Source organism: Pseudolysinimonas kribbensis (assembly GCF_030161895.1).
Classification (GTDB): Bacteria; Actinomycetota; Actinomycetes; order Actinomycetales; family Microbacteriaceae; genus Pseudolysinimonas; species Pseudolysinimonas kribbensis.
The window spans coordinates 3,499,975-3,525,024 of sequence record NZ_BSVB01000001.1; the positions used below are offsets into that span (position 1 = coordinate 3,499,975).

At 72.3% G+C, this 25,050-nt stretch carries 26 protein-coding genes, 1 tRNA gene and 4 pseudogenes; 22 read left to right on the plus strand and 9 right to left on the minus strand.

Features of this window, described 5'->3' with window-relative positions:
* The gene (locus QQK35_RS20095; protein ID WP_348534851.1) at positions 1–549 is read right to left on the minus strand and encodes a hypothetical protein; all 549 of its coding nucleotides are present in this window, start codon (positions 547–549) and stop codon (positions 1–3) included.
* Positions 540–1,637, minus strand: a complete 1,098-nt coding sequence (locus QQK35_RS20100; protein ID WP_348534852.1) for a DNA polymerase Y family protein — start codon at positions 1,635–1,637, stop codon at positions 540–542. The genes QQK35_RS20095 and QQK35_RS20100 overlap by 10 nt, the downstream gene beginning before the upstream one ends.
* 95 nt (positions 1,638–1,732) lie before the next feature.
* Between QQK35_RS20100 and QQK35_RS19175 the strand changes: the two genes are divergently transcribed.
* From QQK35_RS19175 to QQK35_RS19185, 3 genes are read left to right on the plus strand one after another with little or no spacing between them, the layout of a single operon-like run.
* Complete coding sequence (locus QQK35_RS19175) at positions 1,733–1,930, plus strand: hypothetical protein (protein WP_284251937.1); 198 nt, start codon at positions 1,733–1,735, stop codon at positions 1,928–1,930.
* 50 nt (positions 1,931–1,980) lie between these two features.
* Entirely contained in the window at positions 1,981–3,420 is a 1,440-nt protein-coding gene (locus tag QQK35_RS19180; RefSeq protein WP_284251939.1) for a purine-cytosine permease family protein, read from the plus strand.
* Entirely contained in the window at positions 3,417–3,899 is a 483-nt protein-coding gene (locus tag QQK35_RS19185) for a nucleoside deaminase (RefSeq protein ID WP_284251941.1), read from the plus strand. The genes QQK35_RS19180 and QQK35_RS19185 overlap by 4 nt, the downstream gene beginning before the upstream one ends.
* 71 nt (positions 3,900–3,970) lie before the next feature.
* On the opposite strand, the gene QQK35_RS19190 is transcribed toward QQK35_RS19185, so the two are convergent.
* The 5 genes from QQK35_RS19190 to QQK35_RS20725 all read right to left on the minus strand — a co-directional run bounded on the left by QQK35_RS19190 (position 3,971) and on the right by QQK35_RS20725 (position 9,054).
* Complete coding sequence (locus QQK35_RS19190; protein WP_284251943.1) at positions 3,971–4,132, minus strand: hypothetical protein; 162 nt, start codon at positions 4,130–4,132, stop codon at positions 3,971–3,973.
* Positions 4,133–4,196: 64 nt separating this feature from the next.
* The gene (locus tag QQK35_RS19195; RefSeq protein ID WP_284251944.1) at positions 4,197–5,021 is read right to left on the minus strand and encodes a P-loop NTPase family protein; all 825 of its coding nucleotides are present in this window, start codon (positions 5,019–5,021) and stop codon (positions 4,197–4,199) included.
* A 50-nt stretch (positions 5,022–5,071) separates the two neighbouring features.
* On the minus strand, positions 5,072–5,314 hold the full coding sequence (locus QQK35_RS19200; RefSeq protein ID WP_348534853.1) for a DUF1905 domain-containing protein: 243 nt from the start codon (positions 5,312–5,314) through the stop codon (positions 5,072–5,074).
* A 94-nt stretch (positions 5,315–5,408) separates the two neighbouring features.
* Entirely contained in the window at positions 5,409–7,559 is a 2,151-nt protein-coding gene (locus QQK35_RS19205) for an SCO7613 C-terminal domain-containing membrane protein (protein WP_431311828.1), read from the minus strand.
* Positions 7,560–7,677: 118 nt separating this feature from the next.
* Positions 7,678–9,054: a hypothetical protein gene (locus QQK35_RS20725; RefSeq protein ID WP_431311784.1), complete on the minus strand. Its 1,377-nt coding sequence runs from the start codon at positions 9,052–9,054 to the stop codon at positions 7,678–7,680.
* Between the two features lie 118 nt (positions 9,055–9,172).
* Between QQK35_RS20725 and QQK35_RS19210 the strand changes: the two genes are divergently transcribed.
* Genes QQK35_RS19210 through QQK35_RS19220 form a run of 3 tightly spaced genes read left to right on the plus strand, consistent with a single transcriptional unit; the run spans position 9,173 to position 12,149 of the window.
* Positions 9,173–9,823 carry an LLM class flavin-dependent oxidoreductase gene (locus QQK35_RS19210; RefSeq protein ID WP_284251948.1) on the plus strand — a complete coding sequence of 217 codons (651 nt, stop codon included), beginning with the start codon at positions 9,173–9,175 and terminating at the stop codon, positions 9,821–9,823.
* Positions 9,813–10,061, plus strand: a complete 249-nt coding sequence (locus QQK35_RS19215; protein ID WP_284251950.1) for a hypothetical protein — start codon at positions 9,813–9,815, stop codon at positions 10,059–10,061. The genes QQK35_RS19210 and QQK35_RS19215 overlap by 11 nt, the downstream gene beginning before the upstream one ends.
* Before the next feature lie 57 nt (positions 10,062–10,118).
* Entirely contained in the window at positions 10,119–12,149 is a 2,031-nt protein-coding gene (locus QQK35_RS19220) for a nitronate monooxygenase (protein ID WP_284251952.1), read from the plus strand.
* Between the two features lie 79 nt (positions 12,150–12,228).
* Here QQK35_RS19220 and QQK35_RS19225 read toward each other — a convergent pair.
* Positions 12,229–12,314 (minus strand) — tRNA-Leu (locus QQK35_RS19225).
* Between the two features lie 103 nt (positions 12,315–12,417).
* Between QQK35_RS19225 and QQK35_RS19230 the strand changes: the two are divergent.
* The 4 genes and pseudogenes from QQK35_RS19230 (at position 12,418) to QQK35_RS19245 (ending at position 15,121) form a co-directional block, all read left to right on the plus strand.
* Positions 12,418–13,681: pseudogene (locus tag QQK35_RS19230) on the plus strand (M20/M25/M40 family metallo-hydrolase).
* A 48-nt stretch (positions 13,682–13,729) separates the two neighbouring features.
* A complete protein-coding gene (locus QQK35_RS19235) occupies positions 13,730–14,566 on the plus strand; it encodes an undecaprenyl-diphosphate phosphatase (protein ID WP_284251962.1) in 837 nt (278 codons plus the stop codon).
* Positions 14,563–14,724 carry a hypothetical protein gene (locus QQK35_RS19240; protein WP_284255539.1) on the plus strand — a complete coding sequence of 54 codons (162 nt, stop codon included), beginning with the start codon at positions 14,563–14,565 and terminating at the stop codon, positions 14,722–14,724. The genes QQK35_RS19235 and QQK35_RS19240 overlap by 4 nt, the downstream gene beginning before the upstream one ends.
* Before the next feature lie 169 nt (positions 14,725–14,893).
* Entirely contained in the window at positions 14,894–15,121 is a 228-nt protein-coding gene (locus tag QQK35_RS19245; protein ID WP_284255540.1) for a hypothetical protein, read from the plus strand.
* 4 nt (positions 15,122–15,125) lie between these two features.
* On the opposite strand, the gene QQK35_RS19250 is transcribed toward QQK35_RS19245, so the two are convergent.
* Positions 15,126–15,989, minus strand: coding sequence for a proteasome assembly chaperone family protein (locus tag QQK35_RS19250; protein ID WP_284251965.1), 864 nt, complete (start codon positions 15,987–15,989; stop codon positions 15,126–15,128).
* 95 nt (positions 15,990–16,084) lie between these two features.
* Between QQK35_RS19250 and QQK35_RS19255 the strand changes: the two are divergent.
* From QQK35_RS19255 to QQK35_RS20740, 12 genes and pseudogenes are all read left to right on the plus strand, one after another.
* Positions 16,085–16,713: pseudogene (locus QQK35_RS19255) on the plus strand (HAD family hydrolase).
* Positions 16,710–17,695: pseudogene (locus tag QQK35_RS19260) on the plus strand (tRNA (adenine-N1)-methyltransferase). Before QQK35_RS19255 ends, QQK35_RS19260 begins: the two co-directional pseudogenes overlap by 4 nt.
* A 69-nt stretch (positions 17,696–17,764) precedes the next feature.
* A complete protein-coding gene (locus QQK35_RS19265; RefSeq protein WP_284251967.1) occupies positions 17,765–18,769 on the plus strand; it encodes an FKBP-type peptidyl-prolyl cis-trans isomerase in 1,005 nt (334 codons plus the stop codon).
* 121 nt (positions 18,770–18,890) lie between these two features.
* Positions 18,891–19,349, plus strand: coding sequence for a PPC domain-containing DNA-binding protein (locus tag QQK35_RS19270; protein ID WP_284251969.1), 459 nt, complete (start codon positions 18,891–18,893; stop codon positions 19,347–19,349).
* Positions 19,350–19,381: 32 nt separating this feature from the next.
* Positions 19,382–20,392: a helix-turn-helix transcriptional regulator gene (locus tag QQK35_RS19275; protein WP_284251971.1), complete on the plus strand. Its 1,011-nt coding sequence runs from the start codon at positions 19,382–19,384 to the stop codon at positions 20,390–20,392.
* Positions 20,393–20,456: 64 nt separating this feature from the next.
* Positions 20,457–20,723 (plus strand): annotated as a pseudogene (locus tag QQK35_RS19280) (helix-turn-helix transcriptional regulator); the annotation flags it as partial.
* A 92-nt stretch (positions 20,724–20,815) separates the two neighbouring features.
* Entirely contained in the window at positions 20,816–21,373 is a 558-nt protein-coding gene (locus tag QQK35_RS19285; RefSeq protein ID WP_284255541.1) for a helix-turn-helix transcriptional regulator, read from the plus strand.
* A gap of 84 nt (positions 21,374–21,457) precedes the next feature.
* Positions 21,458–21,703, plus strand: a complete 246-nt coding sequence (locus tag QQK35_RS19290) for a twin-arginine translocase TatA/TatE family subunit (protein ID WP_284251975.1) — start codon at positions 21,458–21,460, stop codon at positions 21,701–21,703.
* A 48-nt stretch (positions 21,704–21,751) separates the two neighbouring features.
* On the plus strand, positions 21,752–22,519 hold the full coding sequence (tatC, locus tag QQK35_RS19295) for a twin-arginine translocase subunit TatC (RefSeq protein ID WP_284251977.1): 768 nt from the start codon (positions 21,752–21,754) through the stop codon (positions 22,517–22,519).
* Between the two features lie 28 nt (positions 22,520–22,547).
* Positions 22,548–23,540: a DEAD/DEAH box helicase gene (locus QQK35_RS20730; RefSeq protein WP_431311785.1), complete on the plus strand. Its 993-nt coding sequence runs from the start codon at positions 22,548–22,550 to the stop codon at positions 23,538–23,540.
* A gap of 94 nt (positions 23,541–23,634) precedes the next feature.
* On the plus strand, positions 23,635–24,333 hold the full coding sequence (locus QQK35_RS20735) for a helicase-related protein (RefSeq protein ID WP_431311786.1): 699 nt from the start codon (positions 23,635–23,637) through the stop codon (positions 24,331–24,333).
* Positions 24,330–25,043 (plus strand): DEAD/DEAH box helicase, encoded by a 714-nt coding sequence (locus tag QQK35_RS20740; protein ID WP_431311827.1) that lies wholly within the window; start codon positions 24,330–24,332, stop codon positions 25,041–25,043. The genes QQK35_RS20735 and QQK35_RS20740 overlap by 4 nt, the downstream gene beginning before the upstream one ends.
* Positions 25,044–25,050 lie beyond the last annotated feature (7 nt).

Sequence of the window (25,050 nt, forward strand, 5' to 3'; positions counted from 1 at the left end):
TCAGTCGTACCGCCCCTCGGCCCACCAGCCGCCGCCGTCGAGCACGAGCAGCCAGGCGACGCCCTCACTGTCGACCGCCTGGAAGCGGTTGACGCTGCGGGCGGCCTCGGCATCCCACCAGCGCTCGTCGAGCGGCCACGGACCCGCCCACGCCGTCAGATCGCGCCGCGCGCCGGTCGGCGAGACCATCACGGCGGGCGGTCCGCTCAGGGCCCCGCGTTCGTCGACCGTGACCGGCTTGCCGGCCGGATCCTCGACGCCGATGCCGCGCGGCAGCTCGTAGACCATCGACGGCGCCGGCGGCGGGAGCACACCGGGCCACGGGCGACGGGGATCGCGCGCGACGAGCGGCCGGTCGCCCCACGGCACGAGCGCCTGCCGCTCGGCCGGCGTGCGACCGCCGGCCGGTGCCGCCGTCAGAACGCCCTCGTGCCCGACCATGCCCTGCACGCGCGAGAGCGCGGAGTGCACGCCCTCGTCCGGTCCGGTGCCCCAGAGCCCGCGCTCGTGCGCCCCGGCCGGGTCGACGGCCTCCGGGCTCAGCCGCACCCGGGTGACGGCGGACCGCAGCTCGCCCTCGATCGGCCGCGCGCTGCGCTTCGGATCGAGGGCGCCGGCCACCTGCCAGCGCACCCGGTCGACGACCTCGGCGGGGGAGAAGGAGCGCGGATGCAGCCACACCCGCTCGCTCGCCTCGCCGCGATCGCCGACGAGCTCCACCCGCAGCGCGGTGCACACGAGCTTCTGCTCGAGCAGGGCGGCGATGAACTCGTCGGCCGCCTGCCGCACGCCGAACGCGATCTGGTCGACCCGCTCGAGCGCCGGTTCGAAGTCGACCTGCGCGTCGACGTCCCTCGGGGGATGCGCGGGGTCGCCGGCCGCGCATCCCGACCCCCGGCCCGTGCATGCAGCCGCGCTCCCGCGGGACCGAACCGCGCGAGCACATCGTCGGCGCCGAGCTCGGCGAACTCGCCGAGCGTGCGGATGCCGAGCCGGGGGAGCAGCGAGACGAGCTCCGCGCGGTGGAGCTCAGAGCGAAGGCCATTTCTGGCCTTCGCCGCGACCCCAGCGCCGAGGGCCGTCCCGGCCCTCGGATCCTCGTCGATGAGCGTGATCGGGAGCGGAGCGAGGAAGGCGGGGGTGGCGCCGGGGGCGACGATCGTGGCGGCGTCGGCGCCGCTCTTCGCGGCGCGCTCCGCGGCGAACAGCCCGTCGGCGATGCCGACCCGCGCACCCGGCGCGCCGAGCTCGCGCGCGACGCCGAGCACGTGCACGGCCGCCGCCTTCTCGCCGCCGTAGTACCGCGCGGGCCCCCGCGCCCGCACGGCGACCGTGCCGGGACGCAGCGGATGCAGCCCCGGCAACGACTGCTCGAGCGCGACGAGCAGCGGCTCGAACGCACGCGCGTCGAGCGCGGGGTCGTAACGCAGCACGTGCAGCCGGGGTGAGCGCGCCTGCGCCTCGCGCTGCCGCATCCCGCGCCGGACGCCGTCGTCGCGCGCCGCGGCCGAGCAGGCGACCACCTCGTTCTTCGCCACGAGCGCGATCGGTGCCTCCTCCGGCAGCCGCCCGGCCCGCGCATGGGCGAGCACGGGCCAGTCCGGCACCCAGAGCACGAGGAGGCGGGGTGGTGTCATCCCGGTATTCTCGAACATATGTTCGAATGGTTCAACCCGGTCCGGCGCGTCGGGAGAGAACTGAGAGGATCGAGGGCGATGGAGGAGACCCGCCCGTGAGACGCCGCACCGCGATGACCGTGATCATGATCTTCGGCATCCTGCTGACCGTCTGCGGCGTCGGCTACGCCGCAACGCAGTTCATCGAGGGCGGACCGCCCGACAGCGTCAAGATCGGGCTCGGCGTCGTCATGGCGGTCATCGGGATCATCGTCCTCGTCGCCTCGGCCCGTCAGCGGCGCCGGTCGCGCTGATCGTCGCGGCGAAACACCCCCGAAACGCGCCGAGTCGCTACGGTGTGGCCATGACGACGACCGCCCCTCCCCGGCCCACCTCGATCGAGCCGGGAGGCATCGAGTCGATCCCGGCCGACAAGCGCCACGGATCGCCCTGGCAGCTCCTGGCCACCTGGTCAGCCCCCAACCTCGAATTCGCCACCGTCTTCGTCGGTTTCATCGGCGTCGCGTACTTCGGCCTCGGCTTCTGGCAGGCGATCCTCGCGGTCGTCATCGGCAACGCGCTGGGCGCGACCAGCCACGGCATCCTGTCGACCTGGGGGCCGCGCGAGGGCCTCGCCCAGCTCGTGCTGAGCCGCACCGCGTTCGGCCTGCGCGGCAACATCCTGCCCGCGGCGATCAACACGATCATGGCGGGGCTCGGCTGGTTCGCCGTCAACTCGGTCTCCGGCGCCTTCGCGCTCGCGACCCTGACGCACATGCCGATCTGGCTCGCGCTGCTCATCATCGTGGTGCTCGAGGTGCTGCTGGCCTTCGTCGGGCACGATCTGGTGCAGGTCTTCGAGCGGTACGCAAGCATCGTGCTCGGCGTCGTCTTCATCATCGCGACCATCGCGATCTTCGCGAACCCGGTCGTCGGCCCGGCCCTCGGCCACTCGGCGTTCACGTTCGGCGGGTTCACCCTCACCGCGGCGGCGGCCTTCGGCTACGCCGCCGGCTGGAACCCGTACGCCTCGGACTACACCCGCTACCTGCCCAAGACGGTCAGCCGGGCCAAGACCGGCTGGGCCGCCGCGCTCGGCAACTTCGTCTCCTGCACGGTGCTCATGGCGGCCGGCGCGGCATCCGCGCTCATCGTGGCGCCGAAGAACGCGAGCCCGACCGACGCCTTCGTGCACGGGATGCCCGGCTGGGTCGCCGCCATCACCCTCCTCGCGATCGCCGTGGGCGCGATCGCCGCGAACGCCCTCAACATCTACTCGGGCTCCATGTCGTTCCTCGCGGCCGGCATCCGGATCCGGTTCTCGCTGCGGCGGGCGATCATCGCGATCGGCTTCGGCATCCTCGGATTCCTCATCGCGCTGGTGTCGATCCTCACCGATGTGACCAGCAACTACGAGAACTTCCTGCTCGTCATCGCCTACTGGATCGCGCCGTGGCTCGGCGTCGTGCTCGTCGACCGGCTGCTGCGCCGGGGCACGGCGATCGCGGCATTCATCCCGGACCGCGCGAAGTACCGCAACCCGGCCGGCATCATCGCGTTCGTCATCGCGGCGGTCGTCTCGATCGTGCTGTTCTCGAACCAGGTGCTGTTCACGGGGCTCGTGGTGACCGCCACGGGCGGCGCGAGCTCCCCGATCGGCGACCTCACGCCGCTCGTCGGATTCGTGCTGGCCGGCCTGCTGTACCTGCTGTTCTTCCGGGTCTTCCGCCCGCAGGTCGGCGGTCCGGTCTCCGAGGAGCCGGATGTCGTGATCGGCGTCGACGCGGCGGACGAGGCCGCATGAGCGCCGCGCCCGTTGTCGGCGCGGTGTACGCCACCGATGCCGAGAAGCTCGACGTCGCCCGGCACGAGGCCCTCGCGGGGCTCGAGGAGGGCGGCATCCCGATCGGTGCGGCGCTGTTCGACGCGGACGACCGGCTGCTCGGCTCCGGCCGCAACCAGCGCGTGCAGGGCGGCAACCCCGCCCTGCACGGCGAGACCTCCGCGTTCCTCAACGCCGGGCGTCAGCGCTCGTACCGCCGCACGACGATGGTGACCACGCTGTCGCCGTGCTGGTACTGCTCCGGGCTCGTGCGCCAGTTCAACATCGGCCGGGTCGTGATCGGGGAGAACACGACGTTCTACGGCGGCGAGGACTGGCTGCGCGAGAACGGCGTGCGCGTCGACGTCGTGCAGGACCCGGAGCTCGTCCGGATCATGACCGACTTCATCGCGGGCAACCCCGAGCTGTGGAACGAGGACATCGGGACGCTGGAGCTCTGAGCGAAGGCCATTTCTGGCCTTCGCGGCGACGCCAGTCCCGACGCCCGTCTCGGGCGTCGGTCCGGAGTGAGTCAGGATGCGGGCGGCGCGGTGCCGTTCGACGAGGGCGCGTTGTTTTCCGGATGAAGCCGCAGCCAGCGGATGCCGACCGTGATCCAGACGACGAGACCGACGATCACGAGGATGACGCCGGCCGCCAACAGGGTGAACCATCCGATCGCAAAGATCTGCATGGGGTCATTGTGCTGTCCCTGAGCCTTGTTCGGCATCCGGCTCGTCGCGCAGCGGCCGCGACGTTCAGCCGACAACGCGGAGCCGGTCCATGCGGTCGGCGCGGTCGGCGCGGTCGGCGCCCTCCGGTCGGGCGACGACCGCCTCGACGGTGGTCCCGCCGGGACCGGGCAGCCACAGCCGGCGTGAGCGCGGACGACCCGACCATGCCGCCGAGGCGGAGGTCACGGTCGCCTGGCGCCCGACGAGGTGGCCGAAACCGGCGCCGACGCCGGCCCACGCCGACTCCGTGACGGCGAGTCGGGCATCCGCCCGCGGCCAGTCGCCGAGGCTCACGAGCACGGCCTCGCGCTGACGCAGCCGGGACGAGAGCCTGCCCGCGGTCGCCTCGCCGATGCGCGGCACGCCCGGTGCGGCCGACGGCGGCTTCACGAGCACGATCGAGACGACGTCGACGAGCGCGGCGACGACCGCGAGCCACTGCTCACCCGGATGCGGCACCAGCACGAGCCGGTCGAGATCGACACCGAGGCCGGCGGCCGCCTCCACCCCGAGATCGGGCACCCCGACCACGGCGCACCAGGCCCCCGCGGCGCTCGCGCCCTGCAGCAGGGCGAGGGCGAGGGTCGTCGACCCGGCGACCGCGTAGGTGCCGCCGGCACTCAGCGCCCCGTTCGGCAGCAGGTCGGCGAGGGCGGGGTGGGTCGGCAGCGCCCGTGTGTCGATGCGGTTGCGCTGCATGCTCCGGATGCGCGCCTGCAGCTCGCGCACCACGTCACCCTGCGCGCGGCCAGTCGGGGCGTGGCCGCCCCGATCGAGTTCGGCCTCCACCTCCGACAGCTCGAAGGTGACGGCCGCTGCTGTCGCCGTCATCGCTCCAGTGTCGAACATGTGTTCGATGGTGTCAACGACGGCCGACACCTGCGTGTGCTGCGCTCCGCTCAGCCGACGTCGAGCAGGCGGATCGAGACGCGCGCCGTGTCGCCCTCGTCGACGCCCTCCTTCTCGTAGACGGCGCGCTTGACGGGCATCGTGTACCGACCGTCACCGCCCGGGAAGATCGAGGTGCGCCACGTGCTGGCACCGAGAGTGACGTCGACGCGCAGCGACTCGAAGCCGCGCGGGGAGCGGGCAGCTCGCCGATCTCCTCCGACACGTCGGCGGGCAGCGAGACGAACAGCCACTTCTCCCGCCGCGACGCCCAGCGGTAGAGCTCGGCCTCGAACGCGTACGACGCGGTCATGACTCGACTATCGCAGGTCGAAGTCGGAGCGCGCGCTACCGCAGATCGCGCATCCGGGCGGCCACGCCCCGTTCGCCGCTCGTGCGCCGCTCCCAGGTCGCCGCGATGACGATGAGCACGGCGCCGGCACTGGCGAGCGTGATCCACCACGGCGTCGAGCCGATCGAGCGGCCGATCTGCACCGCGAACACGACGATGTTCTCGATCGGCAGCACGGCGATGCCGAGCACGAACGGCGCCCCGAGCTTGAACAGCGAGCCGACCAGGATCGCGGCGAGCGCGAGCGCGATCACGAGGATGGCGCGCCAGGTCTGCGGATCGGTGCCGGTCGACAGCAGCGACGGCAGGAACACCGCCGCGATGCCCGGCGTCAGCAGCGCCCACGAGCCGGTGAACCCCACCGGCCAGCCGTTGGGCGTGGTGCGCAGGGGTCGGTCGACGATCGTGGTCGGCGCCATGGGACGCATACCGACGACACCCGCCGCGAGGAGGGCGATGCCGAGGGGCAGCGAGAACATCTCCACCCGCAGTTCGCGGGCACTCCACCCGGCGACGGCGACCGCCCACGCGGCGCCCCAGACGAGCCACACCGGCGGCAGGATCGTGGGGCCGCGTCGCGCTCGCCATGCGACGAGCACGACCCCGGCGAGCAGCGCGAGCATGAGGCCCCAGAGGGTCCAGATCGGCAGCCAGACATCGCGTGCCGACGCGATCGGCCCGGGGATCAGGAAGAGCGTGGCCGGCATAAGCACCCAGCGCGAGGCGCGGCCGGTGCGCTGCACGAGCATCCGGCCGGCGAATCCCGCGAACACGACCGCGACGATCGCGAGGCCGAGCACCGGGAGGACCAGCTGTGCCGAGGGGATCGCGACCGCGTCGCCCCGCACCGCCCACCGCACGCCCTGCACCGCGCCGGCCGCGGAGGCGACGATCGCGGCGGCGAGCACGGGCGCGTGGAGCCTCGCCAGCCGGCCGTGCCGATCCAGCCGGCCCGCCGCGAGGCGGGAGAGCACGAGCAGCACGAACGCACCGCCGAGCAGGCCGACCGTGCGCCAGGGCAGGATGCCGTCGCCAGGCCCGGCGACCGCGAGCAGCACGAGGGTCGGCAGCACCGCGCACGCCAGCCCGGTCGCCACGAGCGGCAGTCCCGCCCCGCCGCGCGCCGCGAGCAGAACCCCGACGAGCGCCAGCGCGAGAGCGGGCGGCAGCACGTAGGGCTCCGCCACCTGCACACCGGCCAGCCACAGCGCGCACCACAGGGCGCCGCTCCAGCACACGCCGGCGACCCACCAGCCGTAGCCGCGCTTCGCGAACGCCGCCGCGGCCGCGGCGCCGATGCCGAGGACGAGGAGCACGACGAACGTCGTACCGAGTCCGGCCGCCTGGCGCACGAGCGCGAGCAGCACCGCGATCGCCCCGGTGACGAGCGCCGAGGTCTCGATCGCGATGCGCGCCGCCACGGCATCCTGCGCCGCGAGTCCGTGCCGGGTGAGGCCCGCGGCGATCGGAGTGGTGGCGCACAGGGTCGCCGCGACGATGACGGCGATGATCGGCAGCGTCACCGGCGAGCCGCTCTGGACCAGCAGCTGCGCGCCGAGGCACACCACGACGACCGCGAGGGCGGGCACGAGCAGCGCCGCCGCGAGCGTGCGCACGACGCGGTTGAGCCCGGGGCGGCGGGTGAGCAGGAGGGTGAGCGCGAGCAGGAAGATCAGCCCGGTCGAGAGCGCGGTCCACCCGCTGCGCACGAACAGCACGGTCACGACGCCGATCAGGAACGGCACCGCGGTCACCACGAGCACGGCGTACCAGGCCCCCGCCCGCACCCGTCGCACGAGCGTGGCCGCGAGGCCCGCGACCGCGGCGAGCGACGCGGTGAGGCAGAGCACCGCGATCGACTCGACGTCGGCCCGGGCCAGACCGGTGGCGAACACGACGAGCGCGTACGCGTAGCCGGCGGCGACGGTGTACGGCCGTAGTGCGCGGGGAGACGCGAGACCGAGCGGGATGAGCACCGCGACGATCGCGACCCCGACCGGCACGGTCAGCGGCCGCTCGATCCACGACGAGATGCCGGCGACGAGCAGCAGTGCGTGTCCCGCGACGAGCACGGGGATGCGCAGCCAGGCCGGCGACCGGCGCGCCGCGGGTACGAGCAGCACCAGGATCCCGAGCACCAGGGCCATCGCGAGGGCCAGCACCGCGCCCGTCGTGCGGCTCCAGCCGGCCCAGGCGGCAAGGGTCAGGACGGTGCCGGCGCCGATCCAGAGACTGGAGATCCAGCCGGCACGGGCGAACCCGCCCTCACCGCGCCGGCGGGAGAGCAAGCCGGTGGCGGCCGCGCCGACCGCGGCGGCGGCCAGCCCGAGGATCGACCACCTGCCCGCGTCCGCGGGCAGCAGCACGCCGGCCGATCCGAGCTCCAGCAGGCCCTCGACCGCCGCGGGCACGGCCGCCAGGGCGGCGACCGCGGTGGCACCCGCGAGCAGCTGAGGCCGTCGCACCGAGCCGGGAAGGGGATCGCCGCCAGCAGCACGAGCACGATCGCGGTCGTGAGCGGCGCGAGCACGACGCGCGGTGCCGCGTCGTCCAGCGGCACGAAGGCGAGCTGGGCGACGGCGAGGGCGACCCACACGCCGGCCAGCACGCTCCACAGCCGGGGAGGCGATCCCGCGTGCCGAGCGCCGCGAGCACGGCCAGCGCCAGCAGGACGAGGCCCGCACCGAGCACGCGGGCTCCCGCGTCGTCGGCCCCGGAGCCGACGACGCGGAATCCATCGGGCGCCGGGAAGAACGGCAGCGTGAGCACCACGACCCCGGATGCCACCAGCTGCAGCGTGGTCGCCGTGCCGTGGTCGGCCCGCAGCTCCGATCCGAAGCGCCCGGCCGCGCGCCGCAGGAGGCGGTGGGCGCCCCACGCGACCAAACCCGCCGCGACGTGCCCGGCGTGCACCGCCCAGCCGTTCGTGAGCGCGTACCCGAACATCGCCGGCACGAGGACGAAGCCGACGATCGAGGTCCAGAGCCACACCCGCATCCGCACGAGCAGCGCGAGCCCGAACATGACGAGCGAGGCGAGCAGCGTGCCGACGGCGGCCGGCACCCATCCGCTCACGTCGAGCGGCGTCTTCTGCACCGCGGCCCAGATGTCGAGCACGACGAAGACCATGCCGAGAGCCCCGAGGGCCTCGGCCGACAACCGCAATCGTCGTTGCATCATGAGCCACGACGCGCCGAGGAACAGCACGGTGAGCAGGGCGATGATCACCGTGCGGGCGGCGAAGGCGATATCGGGATTGAGGAAGGTGAAGACGATGCCCGCGACCGCGACGAGGGCGGCGCCGACGACCGCCAGGACGGATGGCACGCCGATCTGGCCCTGCGATCCCGGGGCGCGCGGCACCGCGGAGGTCGGCGATGGGCCGACCGGCGCCGTGGCGGGCACGGCCGCCGCCGCGCTCGCGAGCGGGGCCACCGGCAGCAGATCGATGAGTCGCTGCCGCTCCCGCAGGGCCTCGGCGGCCCGTTGCGACGCGGCGCGGACCCGCACGGCCTCCTCACCGCTCAGGATCGCGCGGCAGGTGCCGCACACGAGCGTGGGCTCGATGCGGGCACCGCATCGCGGGCAGACGGCGGTGCTGTCGACGTAGTCGGCCGCCTGGCGGCTCCATCCCTCCAGCATCCCCGGAGTCTAGGGTGAGGCCGGCTCGGAACCGTCCGGACTGCCCGGCCTGTGGATTGGCCCCGCCCGCGACGCCCCCTGTGCGGAGGCACCCTCCGGCTGGGCGTAGCGTTGAGTCATGCGTTTCGGATTCCACTTCATGGACTTCACCATTCCCGGCGAGCCGGCGACGATCGCCCCGATGATGCGCGACACCGCGATCGCGGCCGAGCAGATCGGGGCCTCGTGGTTCAGCGTCATGGACCACTACTTCCAGATGGAGCAGTTCCGCACGGCCCACGATCCGATGCTCGAGGGCTACACCGCCCTCGGTTTCGTCGCCGGCGTGACGAGCCGGATGAAGCTCGGCACGATCGTGACGGGCGTCACATATCGGCATCCGGCGCTCCTGGCGAAGATCGCGACGACGCTCGACGTGCTGAGCGGCGGCCGCGCCTTCCTCGGCATCGGCGCCGCCTGGTACGAGCGCGAGCACCTCGCGCTCGGCGTGCCGTTCCCGCCGCTGGCGGAGCGGTTCGAGCGGCTCGAGGAGGCGGTGCAGATCGCGCTGCAGATGTGGAGCGACGACGACGGCCCGTACGAGGGCACGCACTACCGGCTGGCGGAGACGATCAACCGCCCGGCGCCGATCCAGGCGCCCCACCCCCGATCGTCATCGGCGGGTCGGGGAGCGCAAGACGCTGCGCCTGGTCGCGCAGTACGCGCAGGGCTGCAACCTCATCGCCTCCGACGTCGAGGCGGTCGCGCACAAGCTCCAGGTGCTCCGTGAGCACTGCGATCGGCTCGGCACCGACTACGCCGCCATCGAGAAGACCGTGCAGGGACCGATCGTGGCCGACCCGCTGACCGATCCGAATGCCTTCCTGCGCTCCGCGGAGCAGCTGGCCGCCCTGGGGGTCGAGCACGTTCACCTCCGCGCGGCCGGTCCCGACATGGCCGGCTTCGTGGGGCGCGTCGGCGACACCATCGCCGAGCGGCTCGCCGCGATCCGGCCCGCTGCAGGGTAGGCGGGGCAGGTTCGGACCCGCGCGGGGCGCCGATCGAGCGGGGTATCGTCCTGAGTCATGCGCGACGGTGACCGGGTCCGCGAGCTGTTCGGCATCGATGCCCCGATCGTGCTCGCCCCCTTCGGCGGCCTGTCCGCGGTGGAGCTCACGGCCGCGGTCAGTGAGCTCGGCGGCCTCGGCTCCTACGGTCTCTACGGGTACGAGCCGGAGCGGATCGCCGAGACCGTCCGAGCGATCCGCGCCGCGACCCCGCGACCCTTCGCACTGAACCTGTGGCTGCCGATGGGCGACGAGATCGACCCGCAGCATGCCGAATGGGACGCCGCGATGGCCGTCGTCGCGCCGTTCTTCCACGAGCTCGGCGTCGATGTGCCGCCCCTGCCGGCCCGGTTCCTGCCGGACATCGCCGAACAGGTGGATGCCGTCATCGCCGCGCGCCCGGCCGCGCTCAGCGTCGTCTTCGGCGTCCCCTCGCCGGAGCTGGTCGAGCGGGTGCACGCCGCGGGCATCCGCGTGGTCGGCACGGCGACGACGGTCGACGAGGCGGTCGCGCTCGAAGCAGGCGGGGTGGATGCCGTGGTCGCGACCGGAGCCGAGGCGGCCGGTCACCGGGTCTCCTTCCTGCACCGCGCGGAGGACTCGCTCGTCGGGGGTCTCGCGCTGATCCCGCAGGTCGCGGATGCGGTGAGCGTTCCCGTGATCGCGGCCGGCGGCATCGCCGACCGGCGCGGCGTCGCGGCCGCGTTCGCTCTGGACGCCGAGGGCGTGCAGGTCGGTACGGCGTTCCTTCACACGCGCCAGTCCGCCGCGAATGCGGCCCACCGGGACGCGATCGCCCGGACACCGGCGCACGGCACGGTGCTGACCCGGGCGATGAGCGGGCGGCTCGCCCGGGGGCTCCCAACCGCGCGGTCCGCACGATCGAGGCGGGCGCCGCGATCGCCGCGTTCCCGGCGCAGAACTGGCTCACCGGCCGCTTCCGTGCGGAGGCCGGCCGCCGCGAACGGGGGACCTCCAGTCGCTGTGGCTCGGGCAATCGGCACCTCGCGACCGCGACCGAGGCCGCGGAGGTGTTCCGGGAGCTCCTGGGCGGCGTGCCCGGCATCCGGTAGCCGACCGGCGAGAGCGGCCCCAGCCGGGGTCGGATGCCGCTGCGAGACTGGCCGCATGCCCGAGTACCGCGCCCGCTTCGACGCCCGGATCGATTTCCTGAACGGCGGCGGCCTCACCGCCGAGGGCTTCCGGCTCGACCTGCCGTCCCGGGACGTCGCCGAATCGGAGATCGGGCGGCTGCTGGTGCAGCACCTCGGTCTCGCGATGGTCGGCTCGGTCGTCCTCACGGGCCTGGAGATCGTCGAGGAGGCGCACAAGGGATCGCGCGGGGTGATCGAGGCGCCGGCGGAGACCGACGCGTGGCACGTCGTCGACCTCAGCCACCCGATCTCCGAGGGCCTGGTCACCCTGCCCGGCATCCCGGCTCCGGTCATCACGCCGCTTCTCACGCATGCCGACTCGGTCGCGCGGTACGCGCCCGGCACGGTGTTCGCGATGGATGTCATCACGATCGCCGGGAACACGGGGACCTACCTCGACAGCCCGTACCACCGCTATCCGCACGGACCCGATCTGTCCGGCCTCGATCTGGCGACCCTGGTCGACCTCCCGGCCGAGGTGTTCCACCTCGACGACGTGACGGGGCGCGAGATCCCGGCCAGCCTGTTCCTCGACCGCGACGTGCGGGGCAGGGCGGTGCTGCTGCACACCGGATGGTCGCGGCACTTCGGCACGCCCGCGTACGCGAACGGCGCGCCGTACCTGGGCGCGGAGGCCGCGGACCACCTCGCCGAGCAGGGCGCGACGCTCGTGGGCATCGACTCGGTCAACATCGACGACATGTCCCCGGATGCCGGGGGCGAGCGGCCGGCCCACACCCGTCTGCTGGGCGACGGCATCCACGTCGTCGAGCACCTCACCGGCCTCGCGCAGCTGCCGCCGAGCGGATCGCGGTTCACCGCGGCGCCGCTGAACATCCGCGGTCTCGGCACGTCGCCCGTGCGCGCATTCGCCCGCGTGCCCATGCCCGCGTAGCCGCGCGCCGCCGGCCGAGAGAACGAAGAAGGCCCCGGAGCGGACTCCGGGGCCTTCGGTCTCTGCGAACAGAGCCCTCGTGCGCGAGGGGGACTTGAACCCCCACGCCCTATACGGGCACTAGCACCTCAAGCTAGCGCGTCTGCCATTTCCGCCACCCGCGCGAGGTGGTCGCCTTGTGGACGACCGAGTGTCGAGATTAGCACCTCGCCGGTTAGCGTGAGGACATGGCCGCCCACCCCGACGCCCCCTCGAGGACACCGCGCGCATCGCGCGCGACCTCATCCGGATCGACACCACGAACTGGGGTGCGGGCCGGTCGAAGGGCGAGACCGAGGCCGCCGAGTACGTGGCCGCCGAGCTGCGCCGGCTCGGCCTTCAGCCCACGCTCTGGGACGCCGCCGAGCGCCGCACGAGCGTCGTCGCGCGGGTGCCGGGTCGCGATCCGGAGCGCGCCGCCCTCGTCGTGCACGGGCACCTCGACGTCGTGCCGGCCGACCCCGCGAACTGGAGCGTCGACCCGTTCGGCGGCGAGATCCGCGACGGGATGCTGTGGGGCCGCGGGGCCGTCGACATGAAGAACATGGACGCGATGATCCTCACCGCGCTCGGCGACCTGCACGCCGCGGGGGCAGCCGGCGCGCGACCTCGTGGTGGCGTTCTTCGCCGACGAGGAGAACGGCGGGGTGTTCGGCTCGCATCCGGCCGTCGTGCAGCATCCGGAGTGGTTCGCGGGCGCGACGGAGGCGATCAGCGAGGTCGGCGGCTACTCGGTCGACATCGGCGGCACCCGCGCCTATTTGCTGCAGACGGGGGAGAAGGCGCTCTCCTGGATCAAGCTGACCGCGCGCGGGACGGCGGCGCACGGGTCGCGGGTCATCCGCGACAACGCCGTCACGAAGCTCGCGCGCGCTGTCGCCACCCTCGGTGCCGAGGAGTGGCCGCTGCACATGACCTCCACGACGACGCAGCTGGTGGGGGAGCTGCGCGGCATCCTCGGGCTCCCCGACGACGCGGAGCCCGACGAGGTCGTGCTCGCGACCGGCACCGCGGCCGGGTTCCTGCAGGCGACCCTGCGGGTGACCGGCAACCCGACCGTGCTCGAGGCCGGCTACAAGCACAACGTGATCCCCGACACGGCGAGCGCCCTCGTCGACCTGCGCCCCTTCGCCGGCCAGGAGGACGAGGTGCTCGACCGGGTGCGCGAGCTCATCGGCCCCGACATCGAGCTCGAGGTGCTGCACCACGACATCGGGCTCGAGTTCCCGTTCGAGGGGGCGCTCGTGGAGAAGATGACGGCCACGCTGCAGCGGCACGATCCCGGTGCGCCCGTGCTGCCGTACCTCATGAGCGGCGGCACCGACAACAAGGCGCTGGCCGAACTCGGCATCACCGGCTACGGTTTCGCCCCGCTGCGGCTGGATGCCGGACTCGACTTCCCGGCGATGTTCCACGGCGTCGACGAGCGCGTGCCGCTCGCTGCGCTCGAGTTCGGCCGCGCGGTCCTTGCGGACTTCCTCAGGGACTGCTGAGAGCCCGGGGCGCGATCGCCGAGCGCCGGTCTGCCAGAATCGTCGCTCGTGGACACCTGGCTCGAAGCGATCATCCTCGGCATCGTGCAGGGTCTGACCGAATTCCTGCCGATCTCCTCCAGCGCCCACCTGCGGATCGCGTCGACCCTCATGGGCACCGGCAAGGACCCGGGGGCCGCGTTCACCGCGATCCTGCAGCTCGGCACCGAGACGGCCGTGCTCATCTACTTCCTGCCCGACATCGCGCACATCATCGGGTCGTGGGTCAAGGCGCTGTTCGGCCGGATCCCGCGGCGCGACCCGAACGCGATGCTCGGCTGGTTCATCATCGTGGGCTCGATCCCGATCGTGGTGCTCGGTCTGCTGTTCCAGGACCAGATCGAGACCGTGTTCCGGTCCCTGTGGATCGTCGCGACCACGCTCATCGTGTTCGGCATCCTGCTCGGCGTCCTCGACCTGCTGGGCAAGCGGATCTACCGGCTGCGTGACATGCGCTGGGGGCAGGCTCTGGTCTTCGGAACGGCGCAGGCGCTCGCCCTCGTGCCCGGCGTCTCCCGCTCCGGGGCCACCATCGCGGCGGGCCGCGCGCTCGGTTTCGAGCGCCCCGCGGCCGCGCGCTACTCGTTCCTGCTCGCCCTGCCCGCCGTGTTCGGCAGCGGCTTCTACGAGCTGTTCAAGAGCCTGAAGGGCCACGGGCACGAGGTGTTCAGCTGGCCGCAGACCGGGGTCGCGACCGTCGTCGCGGGCGTCGTCGGCTTCGCGGTCATCGCGCTCTTCATGCGCTACATCTCGAAGGGCTCGTTCCTGCCGTTCGTGATCTACCGGGTGCTGCTGGGCATCGCCCTGTTCGTGGTGCTCGCCCTGGGGATCCTGCCGGCGCAATGAGCAGGCTCTCGCGTCTCCGCGACCGCGTCGTCACCGCCGACGCGGTCTACGGCACGATCCTGTACGCCGCCCTGATCGCCGTGAGTGCGGCATACGAACACGCCGGCGACGGTGTTCCGGGCGATCAGCCGAACGTGCAGGAGACCTCGCCCTTCTGACCCCGGCCTCGGTCGACTTCCTGCAGGTGCTGGAGTGGTCGGTCACGACGCTCATCGTGTTCTGGATCGCCCACGTCTACGCGCGCACGATCGCCGGGCACGGGATGCGGTCGGGGAGGATCGGCGTCTGGGCGTCTCCTTCCGCCACGCCCTCGCCCACTCCAACGGGATGCTGTGGAGCGCCATCCCGGCGACGGTCGTCGTGCTGCTCGGCGCGGCCGGCGTGCTGCCCGACGCCGCCGACTGGGCGCTCGTGGTCAACGTGCTCGTGCTCGGCGTGCTCGGCTACCAGTCGCTGTCGGAACGCCGCCGACCCGTGCCGCTGCGCATCCTCGGGGGAGTCGTGACGGCATTGCTGGGGCTCGCGATCATCCTGCTCGACATCGCGATGCACTGATGCGTCAGCGACGAGGGCCCGTGTTCCCGTCGCCCGCGCGACCGTCGCGGCGGCGCAGGTAGCGCTCGAACTCCTCGGCGATCGCGTCGCCGCTCGCCTCCGGGGCGTCGACGGTGTCGCGGGCCTGCTCGAGCTGGGTGATGTAGGCCGCCATGTCGTCGTCGTCGCTCGCGAGGGCGTTGATGCCGTCCTCCCAGGCCGTCGACTCCTCGATGAGCGTGCCGCGATCCACCTCGAGCTCGACGAACTCCTCGAGCCGCTCGATGAGCGCCAGGGTCGCCTTGGGCGACGGGGCGTTGTGCACGTAGTGCGGCACCGACGCCCAGATCGACAGCGACGGGATGCCCGCCTTCTGGGCCGCATCGCCCAGCACGGAGAGGATGCCGACCGGTCCCTCGTACGTGGACTTCTCGAGCTCGAACCGGTCGCGCAGCTCGCCGCTCTCGCTGGAGGCGAAGACCGAGATGGGCCGCGTGTGCGGCACGTCGGCGAGCATGGCGCCCAGGAACACGATCCCCGTGATGTCGGCGGCCAGGAACGCGTCGACGAGCTCGCCGGCGAAGGTCCGCCAGCCCCGCGAGGGCTCGGTGCCGAGCAGCACGTGGATGCCGGTCCCGCCGTCCACCGGCCCGTACAGGGTGACGCCCGGCCATTCGAGCGTGCGGTTGCCGTCCTCGTCGAGCACGCTCGTCGGGCGGTTGAACTGGTAGTCGAAGTAGTCCTCGGGCTCGAGGTCGCTGATCGCCACCAGCTCCAGCTGATCGCGCACCATGCGGGCGGCGTTGGACGCCGCGTCGCCCGCGTCGTTCCACCCCTCGAAGGCGACGACGAGGGTCGAGCCGGTCCCGAATCCCGCTGCCTCGGCCATCAGTCCACTGTAGGCGCCGGGAACGGAGGCCGCCCGCTCCCTAGACTCTCCGGGTGACCTCGCAGCCCGCGCTCCCGGCGGCCGTCCTGTTCGACATGGACGGCACGCTCGTCGACACCGAGCCCTACTGGATGCGGGCCGAGACGGAGCTGGTGGAGGCGTGGGGGGCACCTGGACCCACGACGACGCGCTGACCCTGGTCGGGAACGCGCTCGAGGTGTCCGCGCTCGTGCTGAAGTCGCGCGGCGTCGACCTCGAGGCCCGTGAGATCGTCGACCTGCTCACCGACCGGGTGCTCGAGCAGCTGCGCGACACCGTGCCGTGGCGGCCGGGCGCCCAGGCGCTCCTGCGCGACGTGCGGGATGCCGGCATCCCGACCGCGCTCGTCACGATGTCGCTGCGGAGGATGGCGGACGCGATCTCGGAGGTCGCCGGAGCCGCATTCGATGTGGTCGTCGCGGGCGACCAGGTCGAGCACGGCAAGCCCGATCCGGAGGCCTACCTCACGGCCGCGTCGCGTCTGGGCGTCGAGGCGGGGGATTGCGTCGCGATCGAGGACTCCGAGGTCGGCGTCGCCGCCGCCGTCGCCTCGGGAGCGAGCACGATCGCCGTGCCCTCGCACCTCGAGCTGCCCGCGTCGGCGGCGTACACCCTCTGGCCGACTCTCGAGGGGCGCGGCGTGGCCGACCTCGCCGCCCTGCACGCCCGTCGGAGGGCCGCATGAGCCGGGGACCGTTCGCCGCCGGCGACCGCGTGCAGCTCACCGGCCCGCGAGCCCGGCTGCATACGATCACGCTCGAGGCCGGCAAGCAGTTCCACACCCACCGCGGCGCTCTCGACCACGACGCGATCATCGGTGAACCCGAGGGCAGCGTCGTCACCGCGAGCAACGGCGACAGGTACCTCGCGCTGCGCCCGCTGCTCGCCGACTTCGTCATGTCGATGCCGCGCGGCGCCGCGATCGTCTACCCGAAGGACGCGGCGCAGATCCTCGCGCAGGCCGACGTGTTCCCCGGTGCGGTGGTCGTGGAGGCCGGGGTCGGCTCCGGCGCGCTCTCGCTCTGGCTGCTGCGTGCGATCGGCCCCGAGGGCGGCTCGTCTCGTTCGAGCGTCGCGAGGAGTTCGCCGACGTCGCGCGCGGGAACGTCGCGGCCTTCACCGGGAGCGTGCCGCCGAACTGGAGCGTGGAACTGGGCGATCTCGCCGAGCGGCTGCCCGACGTCGCGACGCCGGCATCGGTCGACCGCGTCGTGCTCGACATGCTCGCGCCGTGGGAATGCCTGGACGTGGTCACCGAAGCGCTCGCACCCGGGGGAGTGCTGCTCTGCTACGTCGCGACCGTGACGCAGCTCTCGCGGGTCGCGGAGGCGATCCGGGCCACCGGGTCCTACACGGAACCCGACCCGACCGAGACGCTCGTGCGCGGCTGGCACGTCGAGGGCCTCGCGGTGCGCCCCGATCACCGCATGGTCGGTCACACCGGGTTCCTGCTGACCGCGCGCCGGCTCGCGCCGGGCGCCGTGCTGACCCCGCCGGCGCGTCGGGCGTCGAAGACCGAGTACGGCGACGAGGACGTCGAGGCCTGGACGCCCGGGGCGCTCGGCGAGCACGTCAAGAGCGACAAGCGCCTGCGCAAGGTCGCTCGCGAGGCGCAGCGCCTCGCCGGGCAGGCGCGTTCGCACGGAGCGACCGGCGACGGCCGGTAGAGTGTTTCGGGCCCGTCTGCGTTCGCGCGGATCGGCGGGCATCCCTCCCGACGCTTGGAAGAAGGACCCGTGCGCCGTACGACCGCGATCATCACCGCCGTGGCCGCCGCCGCCCTCCTCGCGGGCGTCCTGGCGGGATGCGCTCCGGCCGGCCGTGGGCCCGGCAATCAGCCCGGCGGCTGCGTTCCCGAGCTGCCGAGCGGCGACGCCTCGAGCATCGTGAAGGCCACGGGAGTCGTCGGCAAGAGCCCGAAGGCGACATTCCCCACGCCGATCGTGGTGAAGAAGAGCGACCAGGTGACGGTGCTGAAGGCCGGTCACGGCCTGGTCGCGGCCAAGGGCGCGCAGATCGATCTCGACGCGACGATCTACGACGGCACCACCGGCCGGCCCATCGCCGCGACCGCGTACGACGGGTCGCTGCGCGCCGTGGCCGGCAAGGGGCTGCCCGGTCAGGCCGGGCTCGGCAGGTCCTCACTCGCCACGGCCCTCGTGTGCGCGCAGGCCGGATCCCGGATCGCGCTGACCTCGAACGGCAAGCGCCTGAACGCGGTCTCCGGTCTCCCCGCCTCCGAGCCGATCGTCGCGGTGATCGATGTCGTGCACGTCTACCCGGGTAAGGCCGACGGCGCGAACCAGCTGCCGCAGGACGGCATGCCGAGCGTCATCACGGCGGTCGACGGCCAGCCCGGCATCGTGCTGCAGGAGCTCGACAAGCCCAAGAACGCACGCTCCGAGGTCGTGAAGGCCGGAGGCGGCGCTGTGCTGAAGAAGGGCCAGAAGGCCGTTCTGCATTACACGGCGTGGACCTGGCCGGACGCCAACGGCGACAAGCCGGCCGTGATCGACTCGCTCGACACGTGGTCGGCCGGTATCGCGAGGGACGTCGTGCTCAGCAAGGGCAACGGCGTCCTGCCCGCCCAGGCGATCGACGCGATCGTCGGTCAGAAGGCGGGTTCGCAGCTGCTCGTCGTGCTGCCGCCGAAGGACGGCTACGGCGCCAACCCGCCGCAGGGCGCCTCGGCGAAGGACACCGTCATCTTCGTCATCGACATCCTCGGCGTCCGCTCCTAGACCCCGCCGCTCGGCACCGAGGCTGGGCGGATCCTTCGAGAGCGCCGCACCGCCGGGATCCGCGGGTACGCCTGAAGTCGGGTCGCGATCGCGGCCGCGACGGTGACGGCGGTGAGGGCGGATGCGCGTCGATCGATCGGGCACTCCGGGCACGGGCTGGGTGATCGTGCTGGACACGGGCGAGGAGCTCGTCGGATCCTTGACCGGGTTCGCCCGTGAGCACCGGATCCTCGGCGCCTCGATCCGCGCGATCGGTGCGTTCTCGTCGGTACGGCTCGCCTACTTCGACTGGGAGGCCAAGGAGTACCGCACGTCGGTCGATCTGAACGAGCAGGTCGAGCTGGTCTCGCTCATCGGCGACCTCGCCGAGAAGGACGGCGAGCCGCAGCTGCACGCGCACGCCGCCGTCGCGCTCGCCGACGGGCGGGTGCTCGGCGGTCACGTGCAGGAGGCCCACGTGCGGCCCACCTGCGAGATCATCCTGACGCAGACCCCGGAACCCCTCCGCAAGAAGGTCGATCCCGAATCCGGTCTCGCGCTGATCCGGCTGGATGCGTCGCCGGGCACGACGCGCACCTAACGGAGGTGCTCGCGGTCCGTAGGATCATCAGCATGTCCAACGCCACCGCCCGCGTGCCGGTGGAGGAGCGTCTCTTCAGCCTCGTTCTCGCCCTGCTCGCCACGGAGAACGGGCTGACCAAGAACGAGATCCTGTCGACCGTGCAGGGTTACCGCCAGCGCTTCGACGCCGGGGGCGACAACGCCAATCTCGAGCGCCAGTTCGAGCGCGACAAGGATGACATCCGGGATCTCGGCGTGCCGCTCGAGACCGTCGACTCGCCCGGGGATGCCGGCAACAACCAGACGCTGCGCTACCGCATCCCGCGTGGGGCGTACCAGCTCCCGAGCGACATCCGCTTCACGCCGGAGGAGATGACGCTGCTCGACCTCGCGGCGCGCGTGTGGCGCGAGGGCTCGCTGTCGGGGGAGTCGCGGCGGGCGCTGCTGAAGCTCCGCTCGCTCGGCGTCGACGTCGCCGAGCCCACGATCGGCTACGCGCCACGCGTGCGGCTGCGCGATGCGGCGTTCGAGCCGCTCGACGCGGCGCTCGAGAAGCACCTCGTGGTGCGCTTCCCGTACCTCAAGCCGGGGGATCAGGCCGCGCGGGAGCGCGAGGTGATCCCGCTCGCCCTCGTGCAGTACCAGGGGCGATGGCACCTCTCGGCGGAGGAGTACGTCGACGGCGGCTCGACCGCGGGCGCGCGCAAGATGTTCCTGCTGCGCCGGATCGTCGGCCCCGTCGCGACCGGCAAGCCCGCCCCCGCGCGACCCGGCGACCACACCGCCGAGGCGGTCGCGGGCCTGGAGGAGGTCTGGCATCGCGGCGTCGCCGAGGTCGAGGTCACCTGCGACACCGACGCGGCGACCCGTCTGACCAACCGCCGCGACACGGAGCAGCTCGGCCCGGGCGCTGCCGGCACGGAGCGGCTGCGGGTGCACTACGTCGACATGGCGATCCTCGCCGACGAGCTCGCCGGGTTCGGGCCGGAGGTGCTCGTCATCGAGCCCGCCGACCTGCGCGCGGCGGTCGTGGAACGTCTGGAGGAGGCGGCGCGTGGCTGAGCGTGCGCAACCGCTGCAGGCTCGCGACAAGCTCGCGTTCCTGCTGTCGCTCGTGCCGTGGCTCATGGACCACGACGGCGCCACGGTGGCCGAGACCGCGGACCACTTCGGCATGCAGCCGGAGCAGATCCGGGAGGCGGTGCGCCTGATCGCGGTGAGCGGCATCCCCGGCGAGACCGACGCCTATCAGCACGAGGATCTGTTCGACATCGACTGGGACGCCTTCGAGGAGCACGACGAGATCCAACTCACCCACCTCGTGGCGATCGACGATGCACCGCGGTTCTCGGCGCGCGAGGCGGCCGCCCTCATCGCGGGTCTGCAGTACCTCGCATCGCTGCCCGAGAACGCCGGCAGCGCGACGCTCGCGGGTCTGACGGGCAAGCTCAGCGCGGGTGCCTCCGCCGCACCCGCCCAGGTGGGGTGGAGGCCGATCCGGCCATCGCATCCACCCTGGCGCTCATCCGGCAGGCGGTCGCGAGCGGCGTGCAGCTCGATCTGGTCTACCTCAACGCGTCGGGGGAGAAGGAGCGCCGCCACGTCGACCCGCTGCGGGTCGAGTCCTTCGACGACGACTGGTATCTGCGCGGCTGGTGCCACCTGCGGGAGGCCGTGCGCACCTTCCGGCTCGACCGGATCTCCGACGCGGTCATCACCGACCTCCCGATCGAGCACCGCGCGAGCGAGGTGCGCCTGCCGGATCGCCTGTTCGAGCCGTCGCCGCAGGATCTCGAGGTGACGATCGACATCGCGTCCTCCGCGATGCCCCTGATCGCGGACTTCATCCCCGACGGCGCGACGTCGACGGAGCACGACGGACGCATCCGCACGACGCTCCGGGTGTCCCACTACCACGGCCTCAAGCGACTCGCGACGCGGATGTCCGGCGTCATGACGGTGGTCGCCCCGCCGAGCGCGCGGGAGGCGGTCGCCGACTGGGCCCGCTCCGGCGTCGACCGTTATCGGAAAGAGATGCGATAATTTCGTATCGCCGTCTTCGGTCGGGTGAATCCAGGTAGCCTGGCTTACACTGACACTTCAGCGCAGAAGAACAGGAACTCGCTCATGCTTCGTGGTCTCTTCGAGGGTCCGGCTCCGTGGATCATCCTCGCGGTCGTCATCCTCTTGTTCGGCGCCACCCGCCTGCCGGCTCTCGCCCGCAGCCTCGGCCAGTCGGCCAAGATCTTCCGCACCGAGGTCAAGGACGCGAAGGACGAGAAGGCTGCCGAAGCGAAGGCCGACGACGCGTCGGCCAGCACCACCACCACGTCGGAGGCGACGACGCCCGCCGACGGCACCTCCGCGAAGTAGGCGGTCGTGGCCGTCCGCACGCGGCGGCGGTCCAATCCTGAGGGCCGCATGTCCCTGGGCCAGCACCTCGTCGAGCTCAGGCGACGGGTGTTCTGGGCCGCGGGCGCGGTGGTCGTCGGAACCGGTGGAGGATGGTTCCTCTACGACCTGGTCTGGCCGCAACTGGAGTCGCCGATCCAGCACATCGCCAAATCGCACCAGGCGATCATCAACTTCACCAACATCACGGGCGCGTTCGACCTTCGGGTGCAGATCGCGTTCACCATCGGCATCGTCGTCTCGAGCCCGGTGTGGCTGTACCAGATCTTCGCGTTCCTGGTGCCGGCCCTGTCCCGGCGTGAGAAGCGCTACGTCCTCGCGTTCATCGGGACGGCGATCCCGCTGTTCCTGATCGGCTGCGCGGTCGGCTGGATCGTGTTCCCCCACATGATCGAGCTCATGTCGAGCTTCGTCCCGGCCGGGTCGGCCAGCTTCTACGACGCCAAGTACTACCTCGACTTCGTCTTGAAGCTGGTGCTCGTCGTCGGTTTCGCGTTCGAGCTGCCGGTGTTCCTCGTGCTGCTCAACTTCGTGGGGGTGTTGCGCGGCAAGGCGATCCTCAAGGGATGGCGCTGGGCCGTGCTCGCGATCGTCGTGTTCACCGCGATCGCCACGCCGGCGGCCGACATCAGCTCGATGATGCTGCTCGCCCTGCCGATGACGGTGCTGTACTTCGTCGCGATCGGGATCTCGCTGCTGCACGACCGCCAGGTCGACCGGCGCAAGGCCGCCGAGGAGCTCGCCTCCTCCGCTTCGGTGGACGCGACGCCGGCCTGAACGAGGCCCGACTGAACGAGAATGAGGGGTGAGCACCCTCTCGCCCGCGGAGCGGTACGCGGCTGCACGAGCGCGTCGCGCGGCGCCCGAACTGCAGCTGTTCCGGGAGCGGCAGGACTTCGACCTCGACCCCTTCCAGCTCGAGGCCTGCCGGGCCCTCGAGGCGGGGCGCGGGGTGCTCGTGGCGGCACCGACCGGAGCCGGCAAGACGATCGTCGCCGAGTTCGCGGTGCATCTGGCGCTGGCCGACCCGCGGGCGAAGGTGTTCTACACGACGCCGATCAAGGCGCTCAGCAATCAGAAGTACTCGGAGCTCGCGGCCGAGCACGGCGCCGAGCGCATCGGCCTGCTCACCGGCGACACCAACGTCAACAGCTCCGCCCGCGTCGTCGTCATGACGACCGAGGTGCTGCGCAACATGCTCTACGCCGACTCGCCCCTGTTGAAGGACCTGGCCTACGTGGTCATGGACGAGGTGCACTACCTCGCCGACCGGTTCCGGGGAGCGGTGTGGGAGGAGGTCATCATCCACCTCCCGCGCGAGGTGCGGCTCGTGTCGCTGAGCGCCACGGTGTCGAACGCGGAGGAGTTCGGTGACTGGCTGCAGGCCGTGCGCGGCGACACCGACGTCGTCGTCTCGGAGGACCGCCCGGTGCCGCTGGAGCAGCACGTGCTCGTGCGCTCGAAGCTCATGGACCTCTTCGACGACTCCGGCGCGATCGCGGCCAACCGCGTCAATCCCGAGCTCGCGCGTCTCGCCTCCGCCGGTGGGCGGCCGGCCGGCACCTACCGGGGCCAGCACCCGGGCCGCCACCATCGCAAGGGGCAGGGCGGCCTCGGCTCGGAGGGGCAGCGGCAGGGGGCCTCGGCGGGGGATGGAACGCCGGCGACCGCATGGATCGCCCGGATGTGGTGCGGCTGCTCGAGTCGCGGCACCTGCTGCCCGCGATCTTCTTCGTCTTCAGCCGAGCCGGCTGCGACGCCGCCGTGCAGCAGATCATGCGCTCCGACCTGCGGCTGACCGAGAAGTGGGAGCGCGACGAGATCCGCGACCTCGTCGAGGAGCGCTGCCGTGCGATCCCGGACGCCGATCTCGGCGTACTCGGGTACTGGGATTGGCTGGACGGGCTCGAGCGGGGGTCGCCGCGCACCACGCCGGGCTGCTGCCGGCGTTCAAGGAGATCATCGAGGAGCTGTTCCAGCGCAAGCTCCTCAAGGTCGTCTTCGCGACCGAGACGCTCGCGCTCGGCGTCAACATGCCGGCCCGCACCGTCGTGCTCGAGAAGCTCGAGAAGTTCAACGGCGAGGCGCGGGTGCCGATCACGCCGGGGGAGTACACCCAGCTGACCGGCCGGGCCGGTCGGCGCGGCATCGACGTCGAGGGGCACGCGGTCATCCAGTGGATCGGCGGCCTCGACCCCGCGGCCGTCGCGTCGCTTGCCTCCCGCCGCAGCTATCCGCTCGTGTCGAGCTTCCGGCCCACGTACAACATGGCCGTCAACCTCATCGAGCAGTTCGGCCGGGAGCGCACCCGCGAGATCCTGGAGAGCTCGTTCGCGCAGTTCCAGGCCGACCGCGCCGTCGTCGACCTCGCGCGCCGGCTGCGCGAGCAGGAGAAGTCGCTCGAGGCGTACGCGGAGGCGATGCGATGCCACCTCGGCGACTTCGCCGAGTACGCGACGCTCCGCCGCGAGCTGACCGACCTCGAGCGCAAGAACGCGCGGGCCGAGGACGCCGCGGCGAGCTCGGCAACGAGTCGCGGAGCGAGCGCGACAAGCGACAGCGCCGGATCGCCGAGCTCCGGCGCCGGATGAAACAGCATCCCTGTCACGCCTGCAACGACCGCGAGGCGCACGCCCGCTGGGCCGAGCGCTGGTGGCGTCTCAAGCGCGAGCACGACCAGCTGGCGACGCAGATCCGCGGGCGCACGGGCGCCGTCGCCCAGGTCTTCGACCGGGTGAGCGACGTGCTGCTCGAGCTCGGCTACCTCGAGCGCGACCAGCACGGCCGGCTCGGCGTCGCGGGACCGGGAACGGCGCTGCGCCGGATCTACGGCGAGCGCGACCTGCTCGTCGCCGAGTGTCTGCGATCCGGCGTGTGGGACGGCCTCGATGCGGCCGGGCTCGCGGCGCTCGCGAGCTGTCTCGTCTTCGAGCCCCGTCGTGAGCGCGAGGAGGTGGGGGAGCACGGGCTGCCCCGCGGCGCCTTCCGAGCCGCGCTCGAGGCGACCGAGGCGATCTGGGAGCGGCTGAGCGAGCTGGAGACCGAGCACCGATTGCCGGACAGCGACCCGCCCTCGACCGGAATCGCCCTCGCGACCCAGCGCTGGGCGCAGGGAGCGCAGCTGGACTCCGTGCTGCGGGATGCCGACCTGGCCGCCGGGGACTTCGTGCGCTGGATGAAGCAGGCCATCGATCTGCTCGACCAGATCTCGATCGTGGCGGACGGCCCGCTCGGCCGCACCGCGCGCGTGGCGATCGACGCCATCCGGCGCGGGATCGTGGCCTACAGCGCGGTCCAGTAATTGGCCA